The organism is Pontivivens nitratireducens (assembly GCF_011290545.1).
Classification (GTDB): domain Bacteria; phylum Pseudomonadota; class Alphaproteobacteria; order Rhodobacterales; family Rhodobacteraceae; genus Pontivivens; species Pontivivens nitratireducens.
This window is the reverse complement of record NZ_CP049811.1, coordinates 1807092-1826930: the sequence shown is the minus strand read 5'-3', so window position 1 is coordinate 1826930 and position 19839 is coordinate 1807092. Positions and strand designations below refer to the sequence as shown.

The following is a 19839-nucleotide window of genomic DNA, read 5'->3' as shown; positions in this document are numbered from 1 at the left end:
GGGATCAGTCCTGCGTTTTCAGGTCTGCGGGAACGGTGTAGCCCGCCTCCTCAAGGTAGCGTACGACGCCCGAATGCAACGGCGCGACCGCGGCATCTATGGTCAACTGGGCTGCGTCGATGGTTCTGGCCGGGGCATAGACCTCGGCGGCCGCTTCCCTGCCTTCCTCGGAGAACACAGCCTTCGCGATCTGGTAGGCGATCTCCTCGTCAAGGTCGCTGGTCGTGTTGATTCCGATTGCCGTTTGCAGCGAGTTAACCTCACCCTCGGTCTCGCCATAGAACTCTGACGGGGTGCTCTTTGCCGCGCTGAAGAAGGGATAGGCCTCGATCGCGGCGTTCCGCTGTGCTTCGTCGAGCGACAGGAATATAATGTCGCGGGCCGTCGCAGCTTGCTGAATGTAGCCGTCGGGATGATTGCCACCCTTGACGAAACCGCTGACCCTGCCGTTTTGGAAAGCGTCCAGCGCATCGCCACCCTCGGCACGCAGCCAGTCCGGGGTGACGTCGATGCTTTCCATGATCTGTTCGACCTGCCGTTCGGTCGAAGTGCCCCGCCCGCCCGGGTTGAAGGCCTGATCCGCAAGCGCGTCGATACTGTCGATCCCGGCATCCGCCGCCACGACGAAGTTCAGTGGCAGGGGCGCGAAATAGTAAAGAGTGCGCAGATTGTCCGCTTCGCCACGGAAGGGTTCGATCCCGTTCATCGCCGCGAAATCCGACGACGTGACGGAAATGCCCATGTCGACCTCTTCGCGCAGCAACGCCTCGGTCGACACTTCCGCACCGCCGAGTTCACGGACGTTGATGTTCACCCCCTCCACTGCGGAGTTAAGGTAGTTCGTGATCCCCACCTGATAGGCATAGAACGACGAAGCGCTGTGCGTGGCCCCCATGGTAAGCCGTTCCTGCGCCTGCGCAGCACCGCTGATACACAGAACGGCGGTTAGCGCCAAACCTCTGAATGTCGTAGTCATGATGGTCTCCTCCCATTATTTTTTTGTTATGCACGCAAGGCTGCGAGCAATCGGTCGTACGACGCCTTGAGCGTTCCCTCTGTTATCTCGGGATTCGCTCTCAGCGCTTCTTCCACCTGTCGGTCCGCAAGGGCTCGCAAGTGATACCGGCGACGGCTTTCGCGCGTCGTTTCCTCAGTTCGCTTTTCCACGATGCTGTTTCGGTGCGCGTCGATCGCGCGGTTAAGTTCGGCCACGCCACGGCCGTCAGCCTGCGTTTGCAGGACGGGAACACTGCGCCCGCTCCGCTCGTTCAGCACGGCTGACAGGTCCGATGCCATGCGCCGCGCGCCGGACATGTCCGCCTTGGTCACCACGATGATATCCGCCATTTCCAGAATGCCCGATTTCATCGTCTGCACACTGTCGCCCGCATCCGGGGGAACGATTACCACCAGCGTATCGACGACCTTATGCACCGCGACCTCGGATTGCCCTACCCCGACCGTTTCGAGGATGATTTCATCGAAGCCCTGAACCTCCAGCAGCGTCAGCAGATCGACGACGTTGTCGCACAATCCGTTGCGCGCGCCCCGGCTGGACAGGGAGCGCAGATAGAGCCCCGGCAGATCCGCGATGGCATCCATCCGAATCCGGTCCCCGAGGATCGCCCCACCGCTGACCGGGCTGGAAGGGTCGATGGCCAGAACGGCGAGCGTGTCCAGGGTGCCGGGCGACAGCCGCTCCTGAACCAGCGCGTTTATCAGCGACGATTTTCCGCCCCCCGGCGGGCCGGTGATGCCGATGCGAAATGCAGGTCGGACCTTGCTGTCACCGATGGCTGCGAGCACTTCCGCCACCGGCGCGTTAGCGACGCGCGTCAAGGCACGCGATATCCTGCGTCGGTCGAGGGGCGGGGCATCACTCATCTGCGCCCCCCTGCCCGTCATCGCCAAGCAGCGCGGCGTTGTGTTCCCCCAGCAGGGGCGGCGCGCGATAGCTCGGCACCTCACCCGAGATCTTGATGGCGTTGCCGATGAGGCGCAGTTTTTCATCGCCCACGGGGATCTCGATCACCATGTCGCGCGATGCGGTAAGCGGTCCGTCAAGAGCCTCGGGAAAGCTCTGGATCGAGGCCACGACCAGCCCGAGAGGCGCAAGTTGCTCCACCCATTCCTCGGCGGTCTTTTCCTGCATTCGCGCGCTGATCGCGGGAATGACCAGATCGCGGTTGGCGGATCGGCCGGCCATCTTTGCAAATCGCGGATCGGTCAGCCATTCCGCCTCGTTCAGGGATTCCGCGAACAATTTCCAGAACTTGTCATGCGTGATGAAAAGCACGACGTAGCCGTCGCTTGTCGGAAACAGCTGCGCGGGCACGATGTAGGGATGCGCGCCATCCTTGATGCGCGCCGACTTGTCGCCCGAGTTGAGGTAGCTGCTGCCGAGGTAATTGAGCTGGGACATCATCGTGTCGTACATCGACACGTCAACCTGCCCGCCCCGGCCCTCCAACATCTTGGCAACCAGTCCGAGGGCGCCCATGACCCCGGCTGAGTTGTCCACCGCCGAATAGCCCGGCTTTACCGGGGGCCCGTCCGGGTCACCCGTCAGAAGCATGACGCCGGTCATGGCCTGTATGACATAATCATAGGCGGGCGAATCCGCGTATGGACCTTCGAGGCCGTAGCCCGTCAGCGCCAGACAGGCGAGCGTGGGATTGATCCCCTTCAGGCTGTCATATGTCAGACCCAGCTTCTTGATCGCCGCCGGGCGCAGGTTGGTGACGAGGCCGTCCGCCTGCGCCACCAGCTTGGCCAGCCCTGTCCGGCCCGCATCCGACGCGAGGTCGAGTTTCACGCTTTGCTTGCCGCGATTGAGCGAGGCAAAGTAGGTGTTGTGTCCCGCCACATCGTGGGGCCCGATATTGCGCCCGATATCCCCCTCCGGCGACTCGATCTTGATGACACGCGCGCCCAGATCGGACAAAAGCATGCCACAATAGGGACCGGCCAGCATGTGGCCTATCTCGATGATCGTCCTGCCTTTCAGAGGCCCGACCATCATGAAAGCTGACTGTCGATTTCCGCGATGACGGACTCGATGGTCATTTCGCTGGTATAGATGCCGCGTACCCCTGCGGCGCGAAGGGTTTCGAAATCCTCCTCCGGGATCGTGCCACCCACAAAGACCTTGATGTCGGCCGCGTCCTCGATGCGCAACCGCTCGATGACGGATGCCGCAAGCTCCTTGTGACTGCCGGACAGGATCGACAGCCCCAACATATCGACATCCTCGTCCACGGCGATGCGCACGATCTGTTCCGGGCTGCGCCGCAATCCGGTATAGATCACCTCCGCCCCCGCGTCGCGCAGAGCCAGCGCGATGACCTTCGCACCGACGTCGTGACCGTCGAGGCCGGGTTTGGCGATCAGGATGCGTTTCTTTTCAAGTGTCATGATGTCAAAACCTTATGGGTTCCTGGAATTCGCCCCATTCCTTCTTGAGCGATGCGACCATCTCTCCGACGGTGGCGTAGGCGTGGCAGCACTCGACGAGATGCGGCATGACGTTTTCGGTATCGGTCGCGGCGGCGGCGCTCAGCGCGGCGAGCGCTCGGTCCACCGCAGCCTGGTCGCGGCGTTCGAGCGTCGCCGCGTGCTTTGCCAGAACCTGCTTCACCGTCTCGGGGTCCTGGCTGAACATCTCACCCTTGTCGCTTTCGTTGCGCGCGCGGGTGCCGACGTTGACGCCCACCACAGGGCGCGCGCCGCTGTCCGTCGCCTGCTTGCGCTCCTTCGCGCGCTCGGCGACCTTGGCTTGCAGATAGCCGTCCTCGATGGCCTTCACGACGCCGCCATATTCGTCGAGCTCATCCATGATCTCACCGATCATCTCTTCCATCTGATCGGTCAGCCACTCGACGTAATAGCTTCCGCCCAGCGGATCGACGGTGCGCGCCACCCCGCTTTCCTCGGCGATGATCTGCTGCGTGCGCAAGGCGATCTCGGCGCTCGTCTCCGTGGGGATCTGGTAGGCCTCGTCGAAGGCGCAGGTAAAGATCGACTGCGCCCCGCCCATCACCGCCGCCATCGTCTCAACCCCGACGCGGACGACGTTGTTCATGGGCTGCGCCGCCGTCAGCGAAGACCCCCCGCACACCACGCCAAAGCGGAACTGCAAAGCCTTCTGATCGGTAACGCCGTAGCGTTCGGCCAGCATCTTCGCCCACATCCTGCGTCCGGCGCGGAACTTTGCGACCTCTTCAAAAAGATCCATGTGCACGTAGAAGAAGAAGCTGAGACGTTTGGCGAACTTCTCGATATCTCCACCACGCCGGTTGAACTCGTCAACATAGGCAAGCCCGTTCGCCAGGGTGTAGGCCATCTCCTCCGCCGCTGTTGAGCCGGCGTCGCGCACATGCGCACCCGCGATGGAAATCGGGTTGAAGCGCGGTGTCTGCTCGTTGGCGTAGAGCACCGAATCCGCGATAAGCCGCATGGAGGGGCGCACCGGGAAAATCCATGTGCCCCGGGCCACATATTCCTTCAGGATGTCGTTCTGGATCGTGCCGGTCAGCTGCGCGCGCGGAACGCCCTTCTTGTCGGCCACGGCGAGGTACATCGCATAAATGATCGCAGCGGTGCCGTTGATGGTAAAAGAGGTCGAGATTTTCGAAAGGTCGATCTGGTCAAACAGGATCTCCGCCTCCGCCAGGGTCGACAGGGATACGCCAACCTTGCCGATCTCGGACATGGCCATCTCGTGATCCGGGTCATAGCCGCACTGCGTCGGCAGATCGAGCGCGACCGACAGGCCGGTCTGCCCGCGATCCAGCAGGAACCGGTAGCGTTCGTTCGTGGATTCCGCCGTGCCGAACCCGGAATATTGCCGGATCGTCCAGAGCCTGCCCCGGTATCCGTTCTCGAAGATGCCCCGTGTGAACGGGAACTGCCCCGGTTTTCCTTCGGACAGGTTCCCGACCATCTCGGCCGTTACGGTGATCGGCACTTCGATGCCCGAGGGCGTATGCGATAGGTGATCGGACATTGTCTTGTCGCTTCCCGTTTGTACTGCCGCAGTCATGCGGGCTTCATTTTGTTCAACAGCCGGTCCACGGCCCTGTCATGATCGGGGTGCGCCCAGGCGAAACCGAAATTCGCGGTTTCCAGCCGGTCCATCTCGGCGCGGTCGTTGCGGCGCAGGTGCAGGGCCATCGCCTTGAAGGATCGCATCACATGCGGCGATTGTCCGCGCATCGGTGCCACGAACGCCTCAAGCGCATCGTCCAGCGATACGCCATCCTCAGCCGTGGCATTGTAGAGGCCCATGCGGGTGGCCTGCGCCGGGTCCAGAACTTCCATTCGGGTCATCATCTGCAAAGCGTAGCCCGTTCCGACCAGCCGCATCAGGTCCGCACCACCGCCCCAGGCGGACGTGATGCCGAGTTTTCCCTGAATGAACCCGATCCGCGCATGGGAAGCAGCGACCCGCATGTCACAGGCCAGGGCCAGCTCCGCCCCGCCCCCCAACGCATCACCATTGAGCGCTGCGACCACCGGCAAGGGGAAGTTGCGCACGGCGGTGAGCGCCTTCTTCGCGTGGGTGGCCATGGCAATCGCCGCCTCCTCACCCTTGACGGCGGAAAGCTCCTTCAGATCGCCGCCTGCAGCAAAACTCTTGTCCCCAGCCCCGGTAAGGACCGCGACCCTGAGGTCATCATGCACGGCTGCCTCGTCGAACGCGGCCGCGATTGCATCCAGTGTCGCCATGCTCAGCGCGTTGCGCTTTTCCGGGCGATCAATGCAGATCCGCAGGACGCCATCGGTCAGGCTGGTAACGACAGGATGCTTCATCCGAAATCTCCACTGATGCGGTTGCCGGCCGTTGTCAGCGCATCCTCGATTTCGGCCTGCTTGCTTTCCATGCGTCCGATCGGACCGGCGACGACGATGCCGTAAATCTCCCCTCCGATGCGCACGGGGGCGGCCATCGCCAGAACCTCCGAGACGTTCTCGCCGCGCGTCATGTAAAATCCCCTGTCGCGCGACTGTTCGAGGTCCCTGCGCAGAACGTCGGGCGTGGTCAGCGTGTTTTGCGTGACCGCGTCGAGCGGCAGGGTTTTCAGGAAACTCTCCCGCACCTTCTTCTCGGATTCGCCCAGCATCAGCTTGCCGAGAGCGCTCGAATGGAGCGGCTTCATATCGCCGGGCCGCGCGCTGTAGCGGATGGAGTGCGGGCTCTCGACGACATTCAGGTAGACGACCGCATCCTTTTGCAAGGTGCCCAGGATCACGGTCTCCTCCGTCGTATCGCGAAGCTCCGCCATGTGAGCGTCGAAATATTTCAGAACCGGATCGTTGGCGGCAATCGTCTCCGCGATCTGCAGGAGCCGCCGGGTGGGATAGTGCCGCCGGGACACGTTGTTCGAATAGAGATACCCGCCATTCTGAAGCGCCTTCACCAAACCGTGGCAGGTGCTGAGCGGCGTCGCCAGCAAGTCGGAAATCTCGCTGAGGGACTGCGGCGCCCCAACGGCGGCGAAGGCTTCAAAGAGGCGTACGGATCGGGTGCTTGATGCATCGGTAAAATTCATAATAAAGAAACATTCTTCGATATATCGAATCGAGTCAAATTAAAAAGATCCGGCGGCGATGCGACAGCCACAGGCAGCACCCCCGGTGATGCGGGTCAGATCGTGAACAGAAAATCGAAATCTCGATTCTGCCGCGGGCTTGGCAACGCTCAGAAAGCTGCGATTGCACGCAAACGAAAAAGGGCGGCCGCATGCGCGACCGCCCCCCTTTTCGTCGAGGTCGAAAGCCTCAGTTCGTGATGATCTCCGGCCCCATGCGCGATGTGGGCAGCCAGGTGGAAATCCACGGCACATATGTGACGATGATCAGAAAGACGAACAGAACCAGCAGGAACGGCAACGCGGCCTTGACCACCCCCATCATCGGCATGCGGGCGACGCCGGACGTGACGAACAGGTTCAATCCCACCGGAGGGGTAATCATTCCGATCTCCATGTTCACGACCATGATGATCCCCAGATGGATCGGGTCAATACCCAGTTCGATGGCAATCGGGAACACCAGCGGTGCCACGATCACCAGCAGGCCCGACGGCTCCATGAACTGACCGCCGATCAGCAGGATCACGTTGACCATGATCAGGAAGGTGATCGGACCCAACCCCATGCTCAACATGGATTCCGAGATCCGTTGCGGGATCTGCTCGTCGGTCAGCACGTGCTTGAGGATCATGGCGTTGGCGATGATGAACATCAGCGTAATGGTCAGCTTGCCCGCATCCAGCAGAACGCGCCGCGTGTCGGCGTGAACGAACGATGTCAGCAACGTCTGCGGCTTGCGCATCACGGACGAACGCGGCTGTCCGTCCTCAGTCTCGGCCAGCGGCCCCATGTCGCGATAAATGAAGCACGCGACCAGGAATGCATAGACCGCGGCCACGGCGGCGGCCTCCGTCGGGGTGAAGATCGCGCCGGTAAATCCGGGAATCCCGTAGATGCCCACCATGATGATGACGATCAGCAACAGGCCCCAGAACGCATCGACGAAACTGTTCCATATCTCGCTCCAGCCGTTCCACTCACCCTTCGGCATGTCCTTGATACGGGCCACGACGTAGATCGCGATCATCAGCATGGTACCAGCCAACAGGCCCGGGATCACGCCCGCCAGGAACATCCGCCCCACCGACACATCCGTCGCGGAGGCATAGACCACCATCACGATGGAAGGAGGGATCAGAATGCCCAGCGTTCCCGCATTGCAGATCACGCCGGCGGCGAATTCCTTGGTGTAGCCGACCTTCTGCATGGCGGCGATGACGATGGAACCGATGGCGACCACCGTCGCGGGCGACGACCCTGACAGCGCCGCGAAGATCATGCAGGCCAGAACCCCCGCGATGGCCAGCCCGCCGCGCATATGACCGACACATGCAATGGAAAACCGAATGATCCGCTGCGCCACGCCTCCGGTGGACATGAACGATGATGCCAGGATGAAGAACGGGATCGCCAGCAATGTCGAATGCCCCGCCATCGCCTGAAACAGGGATTGCGCGATCGAGGCGAGCGACGTGTCCCCCAAGACCAGCAGAAACAGGATCGAGGACAGGCCCAAGGCGACCGCAATCGGCACACCGATAGCCAGCAATGTGATGACGCACAGAAACAGGACGACGACTTCCATTATGTACGCTCCTCGCGGGCCAGTTTGTCCGCCGCTTGCTCTACGGCTTCTTCAGCCTCATGACTGACGATCAGGCTCGACGAAGTGCCGCGAACGATGGCGATGGTCGCCTGGATCAGGCGGAACAACAGCAGGGCGACGCCCAGAGGCAGGATCAGATACGGGATGGCGCGCGGCAGTTTCTGAAAGGGCGGATCGCCGTCATACAGCAACCATCCCTCGACGAACCGCAGCAGGTCGGGCATCGGAACGAACCGCGTCTCGTACCAGCCGTTTTCGCGCGTGTTTTCGTCCAGCCCCGTGGGGAACCAGCGGCCGGTCGTCTGATCCAGGTTCGCGAACGGCGCCCAGTAATCCCACGCGCCCTTCATCAGCAACCCAGCATAGATCAGACAGAACATGGCGGCGATCAACGCCGTGATCCGCTGGCCGCGAGCCGGCAACAGGGATGTCAGCGCATCGACGCCCAGATGCGCCGTGATCTTCACGCAATAGCTCATGCCAAACAGAACCAGCCAGGCAAAGAGATACTCCACCACCTCCGGCCCCCAAAGGATCGAAGACGAGAATCCGTATCGCAGCACGACGTTGAGGAATGTCATCGCCGTCATCAGGGCGAGGATCAGGGCAATGACGTTTTCTTCAAACGCACCGAAAAAGCCGCCTAGACGTCCGCGATGCGGGGGGGCCACGCTGTTCATGCTCATCCTTTCGATAGACCGGCTTTCGATAGACCGGGATGCCGCCACGACAGGCGAGTCCACAAGGCAAGATAACGGGAGCGGCCCGTCAGAACCGCTCCCGCTTCGTCAGAACCACGCGACGGGCGCGTGGCTCCCCGCATCAGTGGCGGGAGTTGATTTCCTGTGCGGCATCAATGTTTTCCTGACCGACATCGGCCACGAACTGCTCCCACACCGGCTTCATCGCATCGACCCATGCGGTCCGCTGCTCGGGCGTCAGGCTGCGCACGGTGCCGCCGGCATCGATGATGGCCTGACGGGCCTCCTGATTCACGGCCTCGGATGCGGCGTTCCGAGAAACAGTGACCTCGTTCAGGATGGTCGCGAGCTGATCGCGCACGTCCGCATCCAGGCCCTGCCACCAATCCTCGGACGTCACGACCAGATAGTCGATCACGCCGTGGTTGGTTTCGGTGATGCCGTCCTGCACCTCGAAGAACTTCTGACCGTAGATGTTGGACCAGGTGTTCTCCTGACCATCGACAACGCCGGTCTGCAACGCGCCGTAAACTTCCGCGAAGGCCATAGGCTGCGGCGAGGCGTCCAGTGCCTCCATCTGCGCGACGAGCACTTCAGAGGGCTGGACGCGGAATTTGAGGCCGGACGCATCGGTCGGCAGCTCCAGCGGGATGTTCGCGGACATCTGCTTCATGCCGTTGTGCCAGAATTCCAGGCCACGGATGCCGCGACGGATCATGACTTCCTTCATTGCCTGACCGGCATCGGAGTTCTGGAATTCATCCACGGCGGAGATGTTGTTGAACATGAACGGCAGATCGAAGATCCGGTACTGGCGGGTAAAGCTCTCGAACAGCGACAGCGACGGCGCGGCCATCTGAACGTCGCCCTGCAACATCGCCTCCAGAACCTGCTCATCGGTATAGAGCTGGCTGTTGGGGAAGACTTCCATGCAGGCGGTTCCGTCCATCTCGGCGTTCACACGCTCGGCCAGTTCGGTGGCGGCGATGCCCTTGGGGTGACGGTCGGTGTTAGTGACGTGACTGAACTTGATGACCAACTCACCCTCTTCGCAGCTGGCCAGCGCAGGCAGAGCGGTCAATGCGGTCGCCGCGAACATCGCGGCAGTCATAAGAAGTTTCATGGTCATTCTCCCAGATACATATGTATGCCGACGCGTCCCGCGCCATGCTTCCGAACCCCGCAGGGCTCATGGCGCAATCGGGCACCATTGCAAGGGTCCTCGTCAACAGATCATACAGCCTTCGGTGCAACTTTTTGCCGTTGACACCGTGCCCGGTTATCGGAATACGCATCACGCGCGCGCGAGCGGTATGGCACCACGCCGAACACCATATCGTCCTCCCGCATATGAGGCGCATCCCGTTTTTTGGCAGGTTTGCGCCTTTCATTCGGTCACGGGGCTCTGTCAGTACTTTCTTGGCCATCCCCCGTTACCCGCCGGTCCAGTCACGCACCAGCCACAGCGTGTATCGCCGTTCGCTGCCCGCATGATCCGGGACGGAACGCGCACCCAGTTTTCGCCGATTCGCAAATTGCGAGGCCATGGCAAGCCCATCATCCGGCCAGAAAGCCACCAGCACGCCGTCGCCCTCCACCGCCAGGGGACCTTGCGCCACGCGTAGTGGCAGTGGTCCATCGGTCGTCATGCCGATGACAGGCGTATCGCGTAGCCCACCCCGCCACGCGCAAGGCAACAGGGGTGCGCGAGACGCTCCGATCAGCGACACGGCGCCTTCTTCTTCCATCGTCAGCAGGACGTCCTCGCAAAATGCCGCATCCGCCCGACGGGCTGCATGGGGGTCCGTGATCGCGGGCAATCCCTCCCCGAACGCCGCATACATCATCGAGGCCGCCAGCAACATCGCACCGACCGGGGCGCCAACCCCGCCCAGCGCGATCAGCCGCCAGCCACGCAGCGCGCTTCCGGCTTGCCTCAGAGCCAGAGGGGCAACCAGCACCGCCGTCAACAACGGCGATCCCCGCTCCAGCAAAGCCAACGCGATGCCCAGCGCAATCACGCTCCAGATCCACAGGCCCAGCGCATCGGTGGAGCCGCGCAATCCGCCCAGCAGCAGAGGGCCCAGCGCCAGCACCGCCAGCGCCAGTTCCCACCATGCGGACGATCCGCGCACCGGCAGCGCACCCAGCAAAGGCGCCCCCGCCGTCGCCGCGGACCAGATCACGAACGGCAAGGCCAGCACCGCGATTACGCCCAGTGCCAGCACCGGCCCGCGCCACGCCACCCCGCGCCAGATCAGCAGCGCGAACAGCACCAGCATGGCACCAATCAACAGTGGTTGCGCATGCAACAGGACCGCCCCGGACAGTCCCAGCCAGAGCCAGGGACGCAGGGGCGGCGTCTTCTCCCGCTTCGGGCGGGGGGCGGCGGCCCGCTCCAGCAACAGGGCAAAGGGGGCGGCTGCGGCCAGCAAGACGCTCGCATTCAGCCCCGACAAAACCAGCCACCAGACCAACGGCGACGACAGACCGGCGATCAGGGCCATGCGGCCGCGCGGCGCCAGACATCCCAGCAATACGGCCAGCATCGCCAGTGACGAAAGTCGCAGCGATGCCAGCATGTCACCGCCCACGAACAATGCGATCCGCAGAATCCAACTGCCCAGTGGCGGTGCGTCGAGCGGCAAGAACGGCCCACCCAATGCGCGCCGCCATTCGGCCGCCTCACCCGTGGACAGTGGGACTGCTGGCATCACCGCACCGAGGGCCGTCAACAGGATCAGGAACCCGCCCAGAACCGGCGCAAGCCAGACGGGCGGCGGGGAAAGCCGCTTTCTACGTGCCATATTCGACGTGGAATCAGGCGGCGCGACGCAAACCGGCGGCAGCCCGCCCGAATGCTTCGAACAAGGGGCGGGAGACCATATCCTCACCCGCCTTGTATTCAGGGTGCCACTGCACCCCCATCGCGAAACCGGGCGCACCCTCGATATAGATCGCCTCGGCGGTTCCGTCGGGCGCGCGACCATCGACTATGACGCGACTGCCCGGGTCCTCGATCCCCTGCCCGTGCAGCGTATTGGTCAAGACTTCTGGCGCACCGAACAACCGTGCGAACGGCCCATCGGGGGTCAACGTCACCCAATGACGCAGCGCGAACTTCTCCTCCATCGTGCCATCGGGGGGCATACGGTGGTTCAAACGTCCGGGAATGTCGCGGATTTCCGGATGCAACGTCGATCCGAAAGCCACCGCCATTTCCTGAAAGCCACGGCAAAGTCCCAGCACGGGAACGCCCCGCGCCACGCATTCGCGGATCAGGGGGAGCGCCAGCGCATCGCGCGCGCGATCGAACGTGCCGTGGGCCTCCGTCTCCGCATGACCGTATTCCTCGGGGTGCACATTGGGACGCGCTCCCGGAAACACGAATCCATCACAGACCTGTATGGCGTCCGCGACCCCGATCATTGCTGGATCGGCTGGCAGCATCATGGGAATCGCGTCGCATACCTCAACGATTGCGGTGATATTCATCGTGCCGACAGCCTGCACCTGATACTGATCGTTGATCTGGTGCTGATTGCCGATGATACCGATAACGGGACGGGACATGGTCGCTCCTGAATCGTGTGCTGCATCGCAGTATGCCCGCACAGTTGCGCTTCGTCCACGCCCCGGTTTTCACTTTCCGCAAATATCCGCGCCGCAGGCTCTTACTTCTTGCGCTTGCCACCGTTGGCAACGCGGGCCGTCACCTCAATCTCGATCAACATGCGCGGGTCCAGAAGCTCGGCCACGAACATCGTCGCGGCGGGTCGCACGTTGCCCAGCCAAGTATGCAGCACCTCGTGGCTCTGCTCGAACAGATCGCGGTTCGGCACGATATAGGTGACACGCGCAACATCCGCCATGGATGCGCCGACCGCTGACAGGGCCGTGTTGATGTTGCGCATCGCCTGATCGGTCTGCACCGCCATATCGTCCGAGATTTCCATGGTCGCATAGTCAAACCCGGTGGTGCCCGAAACGAAGACCCAGCGTCCGTGCCGCACGGCGCGGCTGTAGCCGATGGAATTCTCGTATTCGGACCCTTGCGAGAAGAGTTGTCGCGTCATCATATGCTCCGTAACTTGGGCGCAAATTCGGTGCGCACCGCAGGACCATCCTGTGTGATGCGACCTATACCCCCCCTACAACCCCGGCAAGCGAAACGGATACCGACCCCGAACCTGATCGCTTCTATCCCGACAGGCCTAACGATGATCCGAACAACACTGCTCGCCCTGACCCTTGCCGTTCCCGCACAGGCGGAAATATCGCTGAGCCTGCCGCTCGGCGCGCAAACTGAAACCATTGTGGTCGACCATACCTGTACTGACGAGCGCGATCTGTCGGTTCGCTACATCACCGACACCGACCAAAGCCTTGCACTTCTTTCCCCGCACGGCTCCGAACGGCTGTTCGTGGCCGTGATCGCCGGATCGGGCGTGCGCTATGTTTCAGGCGAATGGGAATGGTGGAGCAAGGGCAATGAAGGCACGCTGACGAACCTGCACACCCGTATGGCTCCTTTGCCCTGCGAGGCAAACGAAGACTGATGTCACAAAGTCAATCCGCGCCGACTCATCCCGAATGCAGCCGTCCGCGGATTTCTGAACCTAAGGCTGTCCGGTCAGCCCCGCGGCCTCGATCCCGGCCATACCTGCCAGTTGATCGTTGTCCGAGCTGTCGCCGGTCACGCCTACCGCGCCGATGACCGCGTCTTTCTTGTCCAGCACCAGAATGCCACCCGGAACCGGCACCACTTTGCCGTCATAGACGCCGTTGACCGCCGCCATGAAGTAAGCCTGCTGTTCCGCCCGCGCCATCTGCGCCTGACCGCCCATGCCCAGCATCACCGCACCGAATGCCTTTCCCCGCGCGATATCGAACCTGCCGGGGGCGGCGCCGTCCTCACGCTCGAACGCCTTCACGTGCCCGCCGGCATCCAGCACCACGACGGACAGGGGTTTGAGGTTCATCTCGCGTCCCTTGGCGAGGGTCTTGGCGATGATGCTGCGGGCCTTGCGGTGGCTGATTTCAGACATCGAACGTCCTTTGAAGATGCGCCGGAGGGATGCCTCCGCCGGGGATATTTGGGGAAAGTGAATGGCTCAGGATGCCTTCAGTTCCAGCCTGCGGCGGTGAAGCACCGGTTCGGTATAGCCCGAGGGCTGCTCCGTCCCCTTGTAGATCAAGTCCTGCGCCGCCTTGTAGGCGATGGTGTCGAAGCCGGGGGCCATGGGGATGTAGTCGGGATCGCCGGCGTTCTGGACATCGACCTTCGCAGCCATGCGTTGCAGCACTTCCTCCACCTGATCGTGGGTCACGACGCCGTGGTGCAGCCAGTTCGCCATGTGTTGCGAGGAAATGCGGCAAGTCGCGCGATCCTCCATCAGGCCGACATCGTTGATGTCGGGCACCTTGGAACAGCCGACCCCGTGATCGACCCAGCGCACCACGTAGCCCAGGATCCCCTGGGCGTTGTTCTCTAACTCTGCCCGAACGTCTTCCTCGGACCAGTTCTGGCCGTCCGCCACGGGATAGGTCAGCAAATCGTCGAGCGTTGCGCGCGGGCCGCCTGCTGCAATCTCATCCTGACGGTCCAGCACGTTGATCTGGTGGTAATGCGTCGCGTGCAGGGTCGCAGCCGTGGGCGACGGCACCCAGGCGCAGGTCGCGCCCGCCTTCAGGTGGCCGATCTTCTGCTCCAGCATATCGGCCATCAGATCGGGCATCGCCCACATACCCTTGCCGATCTGCGCGCGACCCTTCAGGCCAGCGGCCAGTCCGATATCGACGTTGCGATCCTCATAGGCCTTGATCCAGGGGGTCGACTTGATGTCACCCTTGCGCATCATCGGCCCAGCCTCCATCGAGGTGTGCATCTCATCGCCCGTCCGGTCGAGAAAGCCGGTGTTGATGAACGCCACGCGATGTTTGGCGGCACGTATGCATTCCGCAAGGTTGACCGAGGTGCGCCGCTCCTCATCCATAATGCCCAGCTTTACGGTGTGACGGGGCAGGCCCAGAACATCCTCCACCCGATCGAATATCTCATCGGTGAAGGCGACCTCATCGGGGCCGTGCATCTTGGGCTTTACAACATAGACCGAGCCGCAGACCGAGTTGCCGCCGTCGCGTTGCAAATCATGCATCGCGCACAGCGTCGTGACCATCGCATCCAGCAGCCCCTCCCCAGCTTCGTTTCCGTCGCGATCCAGCACGGCGGGATTGGTCATCAGATGGCCGACATTGCGCACCAGCATCAGACTGCGCCCCTTCAGCGATAATGTGCCGTCCGTACTCTCATATGTCCGGTCGGGGTTCATCTTGCGAATGAAGGTCTGACCGTCCTTTGTCACCTCCTCCTGCAAATCGCCCTTCATCAGACCCAGCCAGTTGCCCCAGGCCAGAACCTTGTCCTCGGCATCGACGGCGGCGACGGAATCCTCGCAATCCATGATGGTCGAGATCGCGGATTCCAGCAGAACGTCCGCGACGCCCGCCTTGTCCGACCCGCCGATCCGGCTGTCGCGGTTGATCTGGATTTCGATATGCAGGTTGTTGTTGCGCAGCAGGATCGCGCTGGGCGCGTCCCTGTCGCCGCGCCACCCGGCGAACTGTTCCGGGCTGGCCAGCAGCATCCCATTGAACACCTTGGGCGGTTTCCCGGCGGAGGGGACCTCGCGGCTCTGCATGGTTTCGGTGCCGCGCGTATCCTCGTCATTGAGGATCTCCGCCTCCAGCCCGCGATCGGTCACGCGGTAGCCCGCAACATCCGCGTGCGAGCCGGAGAACAGCGGTGCCACCTCATCCAGAAACGATTTCGCACGGGCGATCACCCGCGCGCCACGCTCCGCGTCATAGCCCTTGCCGGTGGGCAGATCGCCCAGCGCGTCTGTACCGTAAAGTGCGTCGTACAGGCTGCCCCACCGTGCATTGACCGCGTTCAGCGCATAGCGGGCGTTCATCACCGGCACGACCAATTGCGGGCCGGGTGTGCTGGCAATTTCAGGGTCCACATCGCGCGTCTCGATGGTGAAGGGTTCCCCCTCGGGGACCAGATAGCCGATTTCGCGCAGGAAATCTTTGTAGGCCTGCGCATCATGCGGTTGACCGCGATGCTCGATATGCCAAGCGTCGATCTTGTCCTGCATCTGACGCCGGATCGCCAGCAATTCGCGGTTGCGCGGACCCATATCGTGGATCAGGTCGGACAATCCCTTCCAGAATGCGTCCTCATCGACACCGGTGCCCGGCAGGGCCTGCGTGCTGATGAAATCCTTCATCTCCTGCGCGACGTGCAGGCCTTCGATCGCTATCCGGTCTGTCATGGCCGTCTCTCCTCTGGGATGTTTCCGAACAGATAGCGCGTGGGGCACACAACGCAATATCGGTGGAATTCGATTTCGCATGGTGGAATAGGCCGACCGCTTGCACTTCCCCCGACGCGCGCCCACCATAGGGCCGAACCGCTCAGGGGGACCATGTATGAGCCGACAATCCGTCATCCGCCTCGAAGATTATAAGCCGTTCTCGCATCCGGTCAGCACGGTGCACCTGACATTCCATCTGGATCCGGAGGCCACCCGCGTGCGGGCCGAGATCGCGTTCGGCGTGGGCACCGGCGACCTGCGGCTGGACGGTGTGGACCTCGACCTGCTCAGCGCCACGATCGACGGGGTGCCCGTTACCCCCATATGCGATGAGGACGGCCTGACCGTCGCCGCCGCCGACCTGCCCGACGGTCCGTTCACATGGGTTGCGGAAACCCGGATCGACCCCGCCCGCAACACGACGCTGGAGGGGCTGTATCACCGCCGCGACCTCTTCATCACGCAATGCGAGGCCGAAGGCTTTCGCCGCATCACCTACTTCCCCGACCGTCCTGACGTGATGGCCGTCTACACCGTACGCATCGAAGGCGACATGCCGGTGTTGCTGTCCAATGGCGACCTGACCGGCAGTGGTCCCGGCTGGGCTGAGTGGCACGACCCCTGGCGCAAGCCCAGCTATCTGTTCGCGCTGGTCGCGGGCGATCTGCGCAGTGTCGAGGACAGCTTCACCACCATGTCCGGCCGCGATGTCACGCTTAAAATCTGGGTGCGCGATGGCGATCGGGGGCGCTGCGCCTACGCTATGGATGCGCTCAAACGCGCGATGAAATGGGATGAGGACACCTACGGACTGGAATACGACCTCGACCTGTTTCAGATCGTCGCGGTGGACGATTTCAATGCCGGCGCGATGGAGAACAAGGGCCTCAACGTCTTCAACTCCAAATACGTGCTGGCCAGCCCCGAAACCGCCACGGACGCCGATTTCGACGGTGTGGAAAGCGTCATCGCGCATGAGTATTTCCACAACTGGACCGGCAACCGCATCACCTGCCGCGACTGGTTCCAGCTGTCCCTCAAGGAGGGATTGACCGTCTTTCGCGATCAATGCTTCTCCGCCGATATGCGATCGGCCCCGGTCAAGCGCATCGAGGACGTGCTGCGCCTGCGCGCCGGGCAGTTCCGCGAGGATGCAGGCCCCCTCGCCCATCCCGTGCGGCCTGAAAGCTATGTCGAGATCAACAATTTCTACACCGCCACCGTCTATGAAAAGGGGGCGGAGCTGATCCGCATGCTGCGTGAGATTGTCGGGCAGGATGCCTACGACGCGGCGCTAAAGCTCTATTTCGAACGCCACGACGGGCAGGCCTGCACGATCGAGGATTGGCTGAGTGTGTTTCAGGATGCGACGGGCCACGACCTGTCCCAGTTCCGCCGCTGGTACCATCAGGCCGGAACGCCCCGCCTGACGGTCGAGGATCGGTTCGAGGAGGGGGAGACGATCCTGACCTTTCGCCAGACCACCCCGCCGACCCCCGGTCAGCCGGACAAGCAACCGGTGCCGATCCCTATCCGCTGGGGCCTGCTCGACGATAAGGGCGAAGTCGCGAACGGCATGTTCCTGTTGAGTGAGGCCGAGCAGGAAGTACGGGTCAAGACTGCCGCCCGCACCGTCCCCTCCGTGCTGCGCGGCTTCTCCGCCCCCGTGATCCTGGAGCAGAAGGGCCAGCCGGGCGATGCGGGCGTGCGGCTGGCCCGTGATACGGATGCGTTCAACCGGTGGGAGGCGGGGCGCACCCTCGCGCTCGACGTACTGGCAGGCGATGGCGACCCGGCACCCTGGCTGGACGGCGTGTGCGCGGTTCTGAATGACCAGACGCTGGACCCGGCCCTGCGGGCATTGATCCTCAGCCTGCCCACGCAGGAGGGTATCGCGCAGGAGATCGCCTTACGCGATGAAACCGTCGATCCCGATCTGGTGCATGTGCGGCATCAATCGCTTGAGGAAGCACTGACCTCACGTCTGGGCGCGGACGCGATGCGCATCTCGCGCGCGATCCGACCCACCGGGGACTATTCGCCCGATGGTCAGGCGCCGGGGCAACGGGCGCTGGCAAACCGCCTGCTGTCGCTCGCCGCCCGCCGCGAAACCGATCTGGCGCGCGAGGCGCTGGCGCAGGCGTCGAACATGACGGACCGCCTCGCCGCACTGGCACCCCTGATCCGCGCCGGACAGGCGGAGGCGGAGCTGGCCGCATTCCACGCCGAATGGTCCGGCACCGATCTGGTCATCGACAAGTGGTTCGCCATGCAGACCAGCCTCGCCCCGGCACATGAGGCGCTGGACGTGGCGCAGCGACTCCAGAACCACGAAGATTTCACATGGACCGTGCCGAACCGGTTCCGTGCGCTGGTTGGCGGGCTGATCAGCAACACCGCCGCGTTTCACCGCGCCGACGGGGCCGGTTATGTCTGGCTGGCGGACTGGCTGCTGAAAGTGGACAAGCGCAACCCGATGCTGGCCGCGCGCATGTCAGCCGCGTTCGAGACGTGGCGGCGCTACGACGAAGGGCGGCAAAAGCTGATCCTCGATCAACTCGAACGCATCGCCAGCGCCGATGGGTTGAGCCGCGATACAGGGGAGATGGTCGGTCGGATGCGAGCGCGGGCATAGCTGGCTCCGAGCGCAAACGTAGGACTGGGATGTTCGCACGACCGCAAGGGGGCGGAAGGTTTCCCTCCGCCCCTTCACCACTGTCCGAACGCAGTACGAGGATGCTCTAGCCGACAAAGGCCTTCTCGACCACGAAATCGGCCGGCGCGGAATTGGAACCTTCGGTGAAGCTCGCCTCCTCCAGAATGGTCTTCACATCGAGGTTGAGGCCCATTGATCCGCAGATCATCACACGGTCTTCTGCCGGGTTCAGCGGCCCGGTGCCGAGCGCTTCAAACAATTCGCCAGAGCGCATCAGATCGGTAATTCTGCCTTTGTTTACAAACTTTTCCTGAGTAACGGTGGCGAAGTAGTGCAGCTTGTCCATAGCCTGCTCACCCACCAGAGGATCCTCGGGCAGACCCTCCACCAGACGCTGGCCATAGGTCAGCTCCTCAACCGTACGACATGTATGCGTCAGGATAACCTGCTCATAACGCTCGTAAATATCAGGGTCACGGATCAGGGAGGCAAACGGGGCTATGCCCGTGCCGGTCGCCAGCAGCCACAATCGCTTGCCCGGCAGCAGCGCGTCGGTCACGAGCGTCCCGACCGGCTTGGGCCGTACAATCACTTGATCCCCAACGGAAATATTCTGCAGTTTCGAGGTCAGCGGTCCATCCGGCACCTTGATCGAATAGAACTCCAGCGTCTCATCCCAACTGGGGGAGGCGATGGAATAGGCGCGCAGAAGTGGCTTGCCGTCCTCCTTGAGCAGTCCGATCATCACGAACTCACCCGAGCGGAACCGCAAGGAGGCCGGTCGCGTCACCCGGAACGAAAAAAGTCTATCGGTCCAATGCGTTACTTCGGTAACAATCTGCGCATCAGGGCGCACGGGGGCGTTTACGGGCTGTTGAATCGTCATGGGTCTGTCCTTGAGAAC

Annotated in this window: 18 protein-coding genes; 2 read left to right on the top strand and 16 right to left on the bottom strand. The window is 62.6% G+C overall.

Annotation, left to right across the window (positions count from 1 at the left end; genetic code table 11):
- Positions 1–4: 4 nt before the first annotated feature.
- From G8E03_RS09045 to G8E03_RS08985, 13 genes are all read right to left on the bottom strand, one after another.
- On the bottom strand, positions 5–976 hold the full coding sequence (locus G8E03_RS09045; RefSeq protein WP_166190859.1) for a TAXI family TRAP transporter solute-binding subunit: 972 nt from the start codon (positions 974–976) through the stop codon (positions 5–7).
- 26 nt (positions 977–1002) lie between these two features.
- Positions 1003–1884 carry an ArgK/MeaB family GTPase gene (locus G8E03_RS09040; protein ID WP_166190857.1) on the bottom strand — a complete coding sequence of 294 codons (882 nt, stop codon included), beginning with the start codon at positions 1882–1884 and terminating at the stop codon, positions 1003–1005.
- Positions 1877–3022 carry a CaiB/BaiF CoA transferase family protein gene (locus G8E03_RS09035; protein WP_166190855.1) on the bottom strand — a complete coding sequence of 382 codons (1146 nt, stop codon included), beginning with the start codon at positions 3020–3022 and terminating at the stop codon, positions 1877–1879. Before G8E03_RS09035 ends, G8E03_RS09040 begins: the two co-directional genes overlap by 8 nt.
- Positions 3019–3414 carry a cobalamin B12-binding domain-containing protein gene (locus tag G8E03_RS09030; RefSeq protein ID WP_166190853.1) on the bottom strand — a complete coding sequence of 132 codons (396 nt, stop codon included), beginning with the start codon at positions 3412–3414 and terminating at the stop codon, positions 3019–3021. Before G8E03_RS09030 ends, G8E03_RS09035 begins: the two co-directional genes overlap by 4 nt.
- 4 nt (positions 3415–3418) lie before the next feature.
- Positions 3419–5005 carry an acyl-CoA mutase large subunit family protein gene (locus G8E03_RS09025; protein ID WP_166190851.1) on the bottom strand — a complete coding sequence of 529 codons (1587 nt, stop codon included), beginning with the start codon at positions 5003–5005 and terminating at the stop codon, positions 3419–3421.
- A gap of 32 nt (positions 5006–5037) precedes the next feature.
- Positions 5038–5811, bottom strand: a complete 774-nt coding sequence (locus G8E03_RS09020; protein WP_166190849.1) for an enoyl-CoA hydratase/isomerase family protein — start codon at positions 5809–5811, stop codon at positions 5038–5040.
- Positions 5808–6551 (bottom strand): IclR family transcriptional regulator, encoded by a 744-nt coding sequence (locus G8E03_RS09015; RefSeq protein ID WP_166190847.1) that lies wholly within the window; start codon positions 6549–6551, stop codon positions 5808–5810. Before G8E03_RS09015 ends, G8E03_RS09020 begins: the two co-directional genes overlap by 4 nt.
- A 229-nt stretch (positions 6552–6780) precedes the next feature.
- The gene (locus tag G8E03_RS09010) at positions 6781–8178 is read right to left on the bottom strand and encodes a TRAP transporter large permease (protein ID WP_166190844.1); all 1398 of its coding nucleotides are present in this window, start codon (positions 8176–8178) and stop codon (positions 6781–6783) included.
- Positions 8178–8879 (bottom strand): TRAP transporter small permease, encoded by a 702-nt coding sequence (locus G8E03_RS09005; protein ID WP_166190842.1) that lies wholly within the window; start codon positions 8877–8879, stop codon positions 8178–8180. Before G8E03_RS09005 ends, G8E03_RS09010 begins: the two co-directional genes overlap by 1 nt.
- Positions 8880–9021: 142 nt before the next feature.
- A complete protein-coding gene (locus tag G8E03_RS09000) occupies positions 9022–10023 on the bottom strand; it encodes a DctP family TRAP transporter solute-binding subunit (protein ID WP_166190840.1) in 1002 nt (333 codons plus the stop codon).
- Between the two features lie 310 nt (positions 10024–10333).
- Complete coding sequence (locus G8E03_RS08995) at positions 10334–11707, bottom strand: hypothetical protein (RefSeq protein WP_166190838.1); 1374 nt, start codon at positions 11705–11707, stop codon at positions 10334–10336.
- A 13-nt stretch (positions 11708–11720) separates the two neighbouring features.
- Positions 11721–12473 (bottom strand): gamma-glutamyl-gamma-aminobutyrate hydrolase family protein, encoded by a 753-nt coding sequence (locus G8E03_RS08990; protein WP_166190836.1) that lies wholly within the window; start codon positions 12471–12473, stop codon positions 11721–11723.
- A gap of 101 nt (positions 12474–12574) precedes the next feature.
- Positions 12575–12976 (bottom strand): RidA family protein, encoded by a 402-nt coding sequence (locus tag G8E03_RS08985; RefSeq protein WP_166190834.1) that lies wholly within the window; start codon positions 12974–12976, stop codon positions 12575–12577.
- Positions 12977–13120: 144 nt separating this feature from the next.
- Between G8E03_RS08985 and G8E03_RS08980 the strand changes: the two genes are divergently transcribed.
- Complete coding sequence (locus tag G8E03_RS08980) at positions 13121–13459, top strand: MliC family protein (protein WP_166190832.1); 339 nt, start codon at positions 13121–13123, stop codon at positions 13457–13459.
- 60 nt (positions 13460–13519) lie between these two features.
- Here G8E03_RS08980 and G8E03_RS08975 read toward each other — a convergent pair whose 3' ends face one another.
- Positions 13520–13948, bottom strand: a complete 429-nt coding sequence (locus G8E03_RS08975) for a GlcG/HbpS family heme-binding protein (protein WP_166190830.1) — start codon at positions 13946–13948, stop codon at positions 13520–13522.
- Positions 13949–14014: 66 nt separating this feature from the next.
- Positions 14015–16237 carry a malate synthase G gene (locus tag G8E03_RS08970; protein ID WP_166190828.1) on the bottom strand — a complete coding sequence of 741 codons (2223 nt, stop codon included), beginning with the start codon at positions 16235–16237 and terminating at the stop codon, positions 14015–14017.
- Positions 16238–16394: 157 nt separating this feature from the next.
- Between G8E03_RS08970 and pepN the strand changes: the two genes are divergently transcribed.
- Complete coding sequence (gene pepN, locus G8E03_RS08965; RefSeq protein WP_166190825.1) at positions 16395–18914, top strand: aminopeptidase N; 2520 nt, start codon at positions 16395–16397, stop codon at positions 18912–18914.
- Between the two features lie 106 nt (positions 18915–19020).
- Here pepN and G8E03_RS08960 read toward each other — a convergent pair whose 3' ends face one another.
- Complete coding sequence (locus tag G8E03_RS08960; RefSeq protein ID WP_166190823.1) at positions 19021–19821, bottom strand: ferredoxin--NADP reductase; 801 nt, start codon at positions 19819–19821, stop codon at positions 19021–19023.
- Positions 19822–19839: the final 18 nt, after the last annotated feature.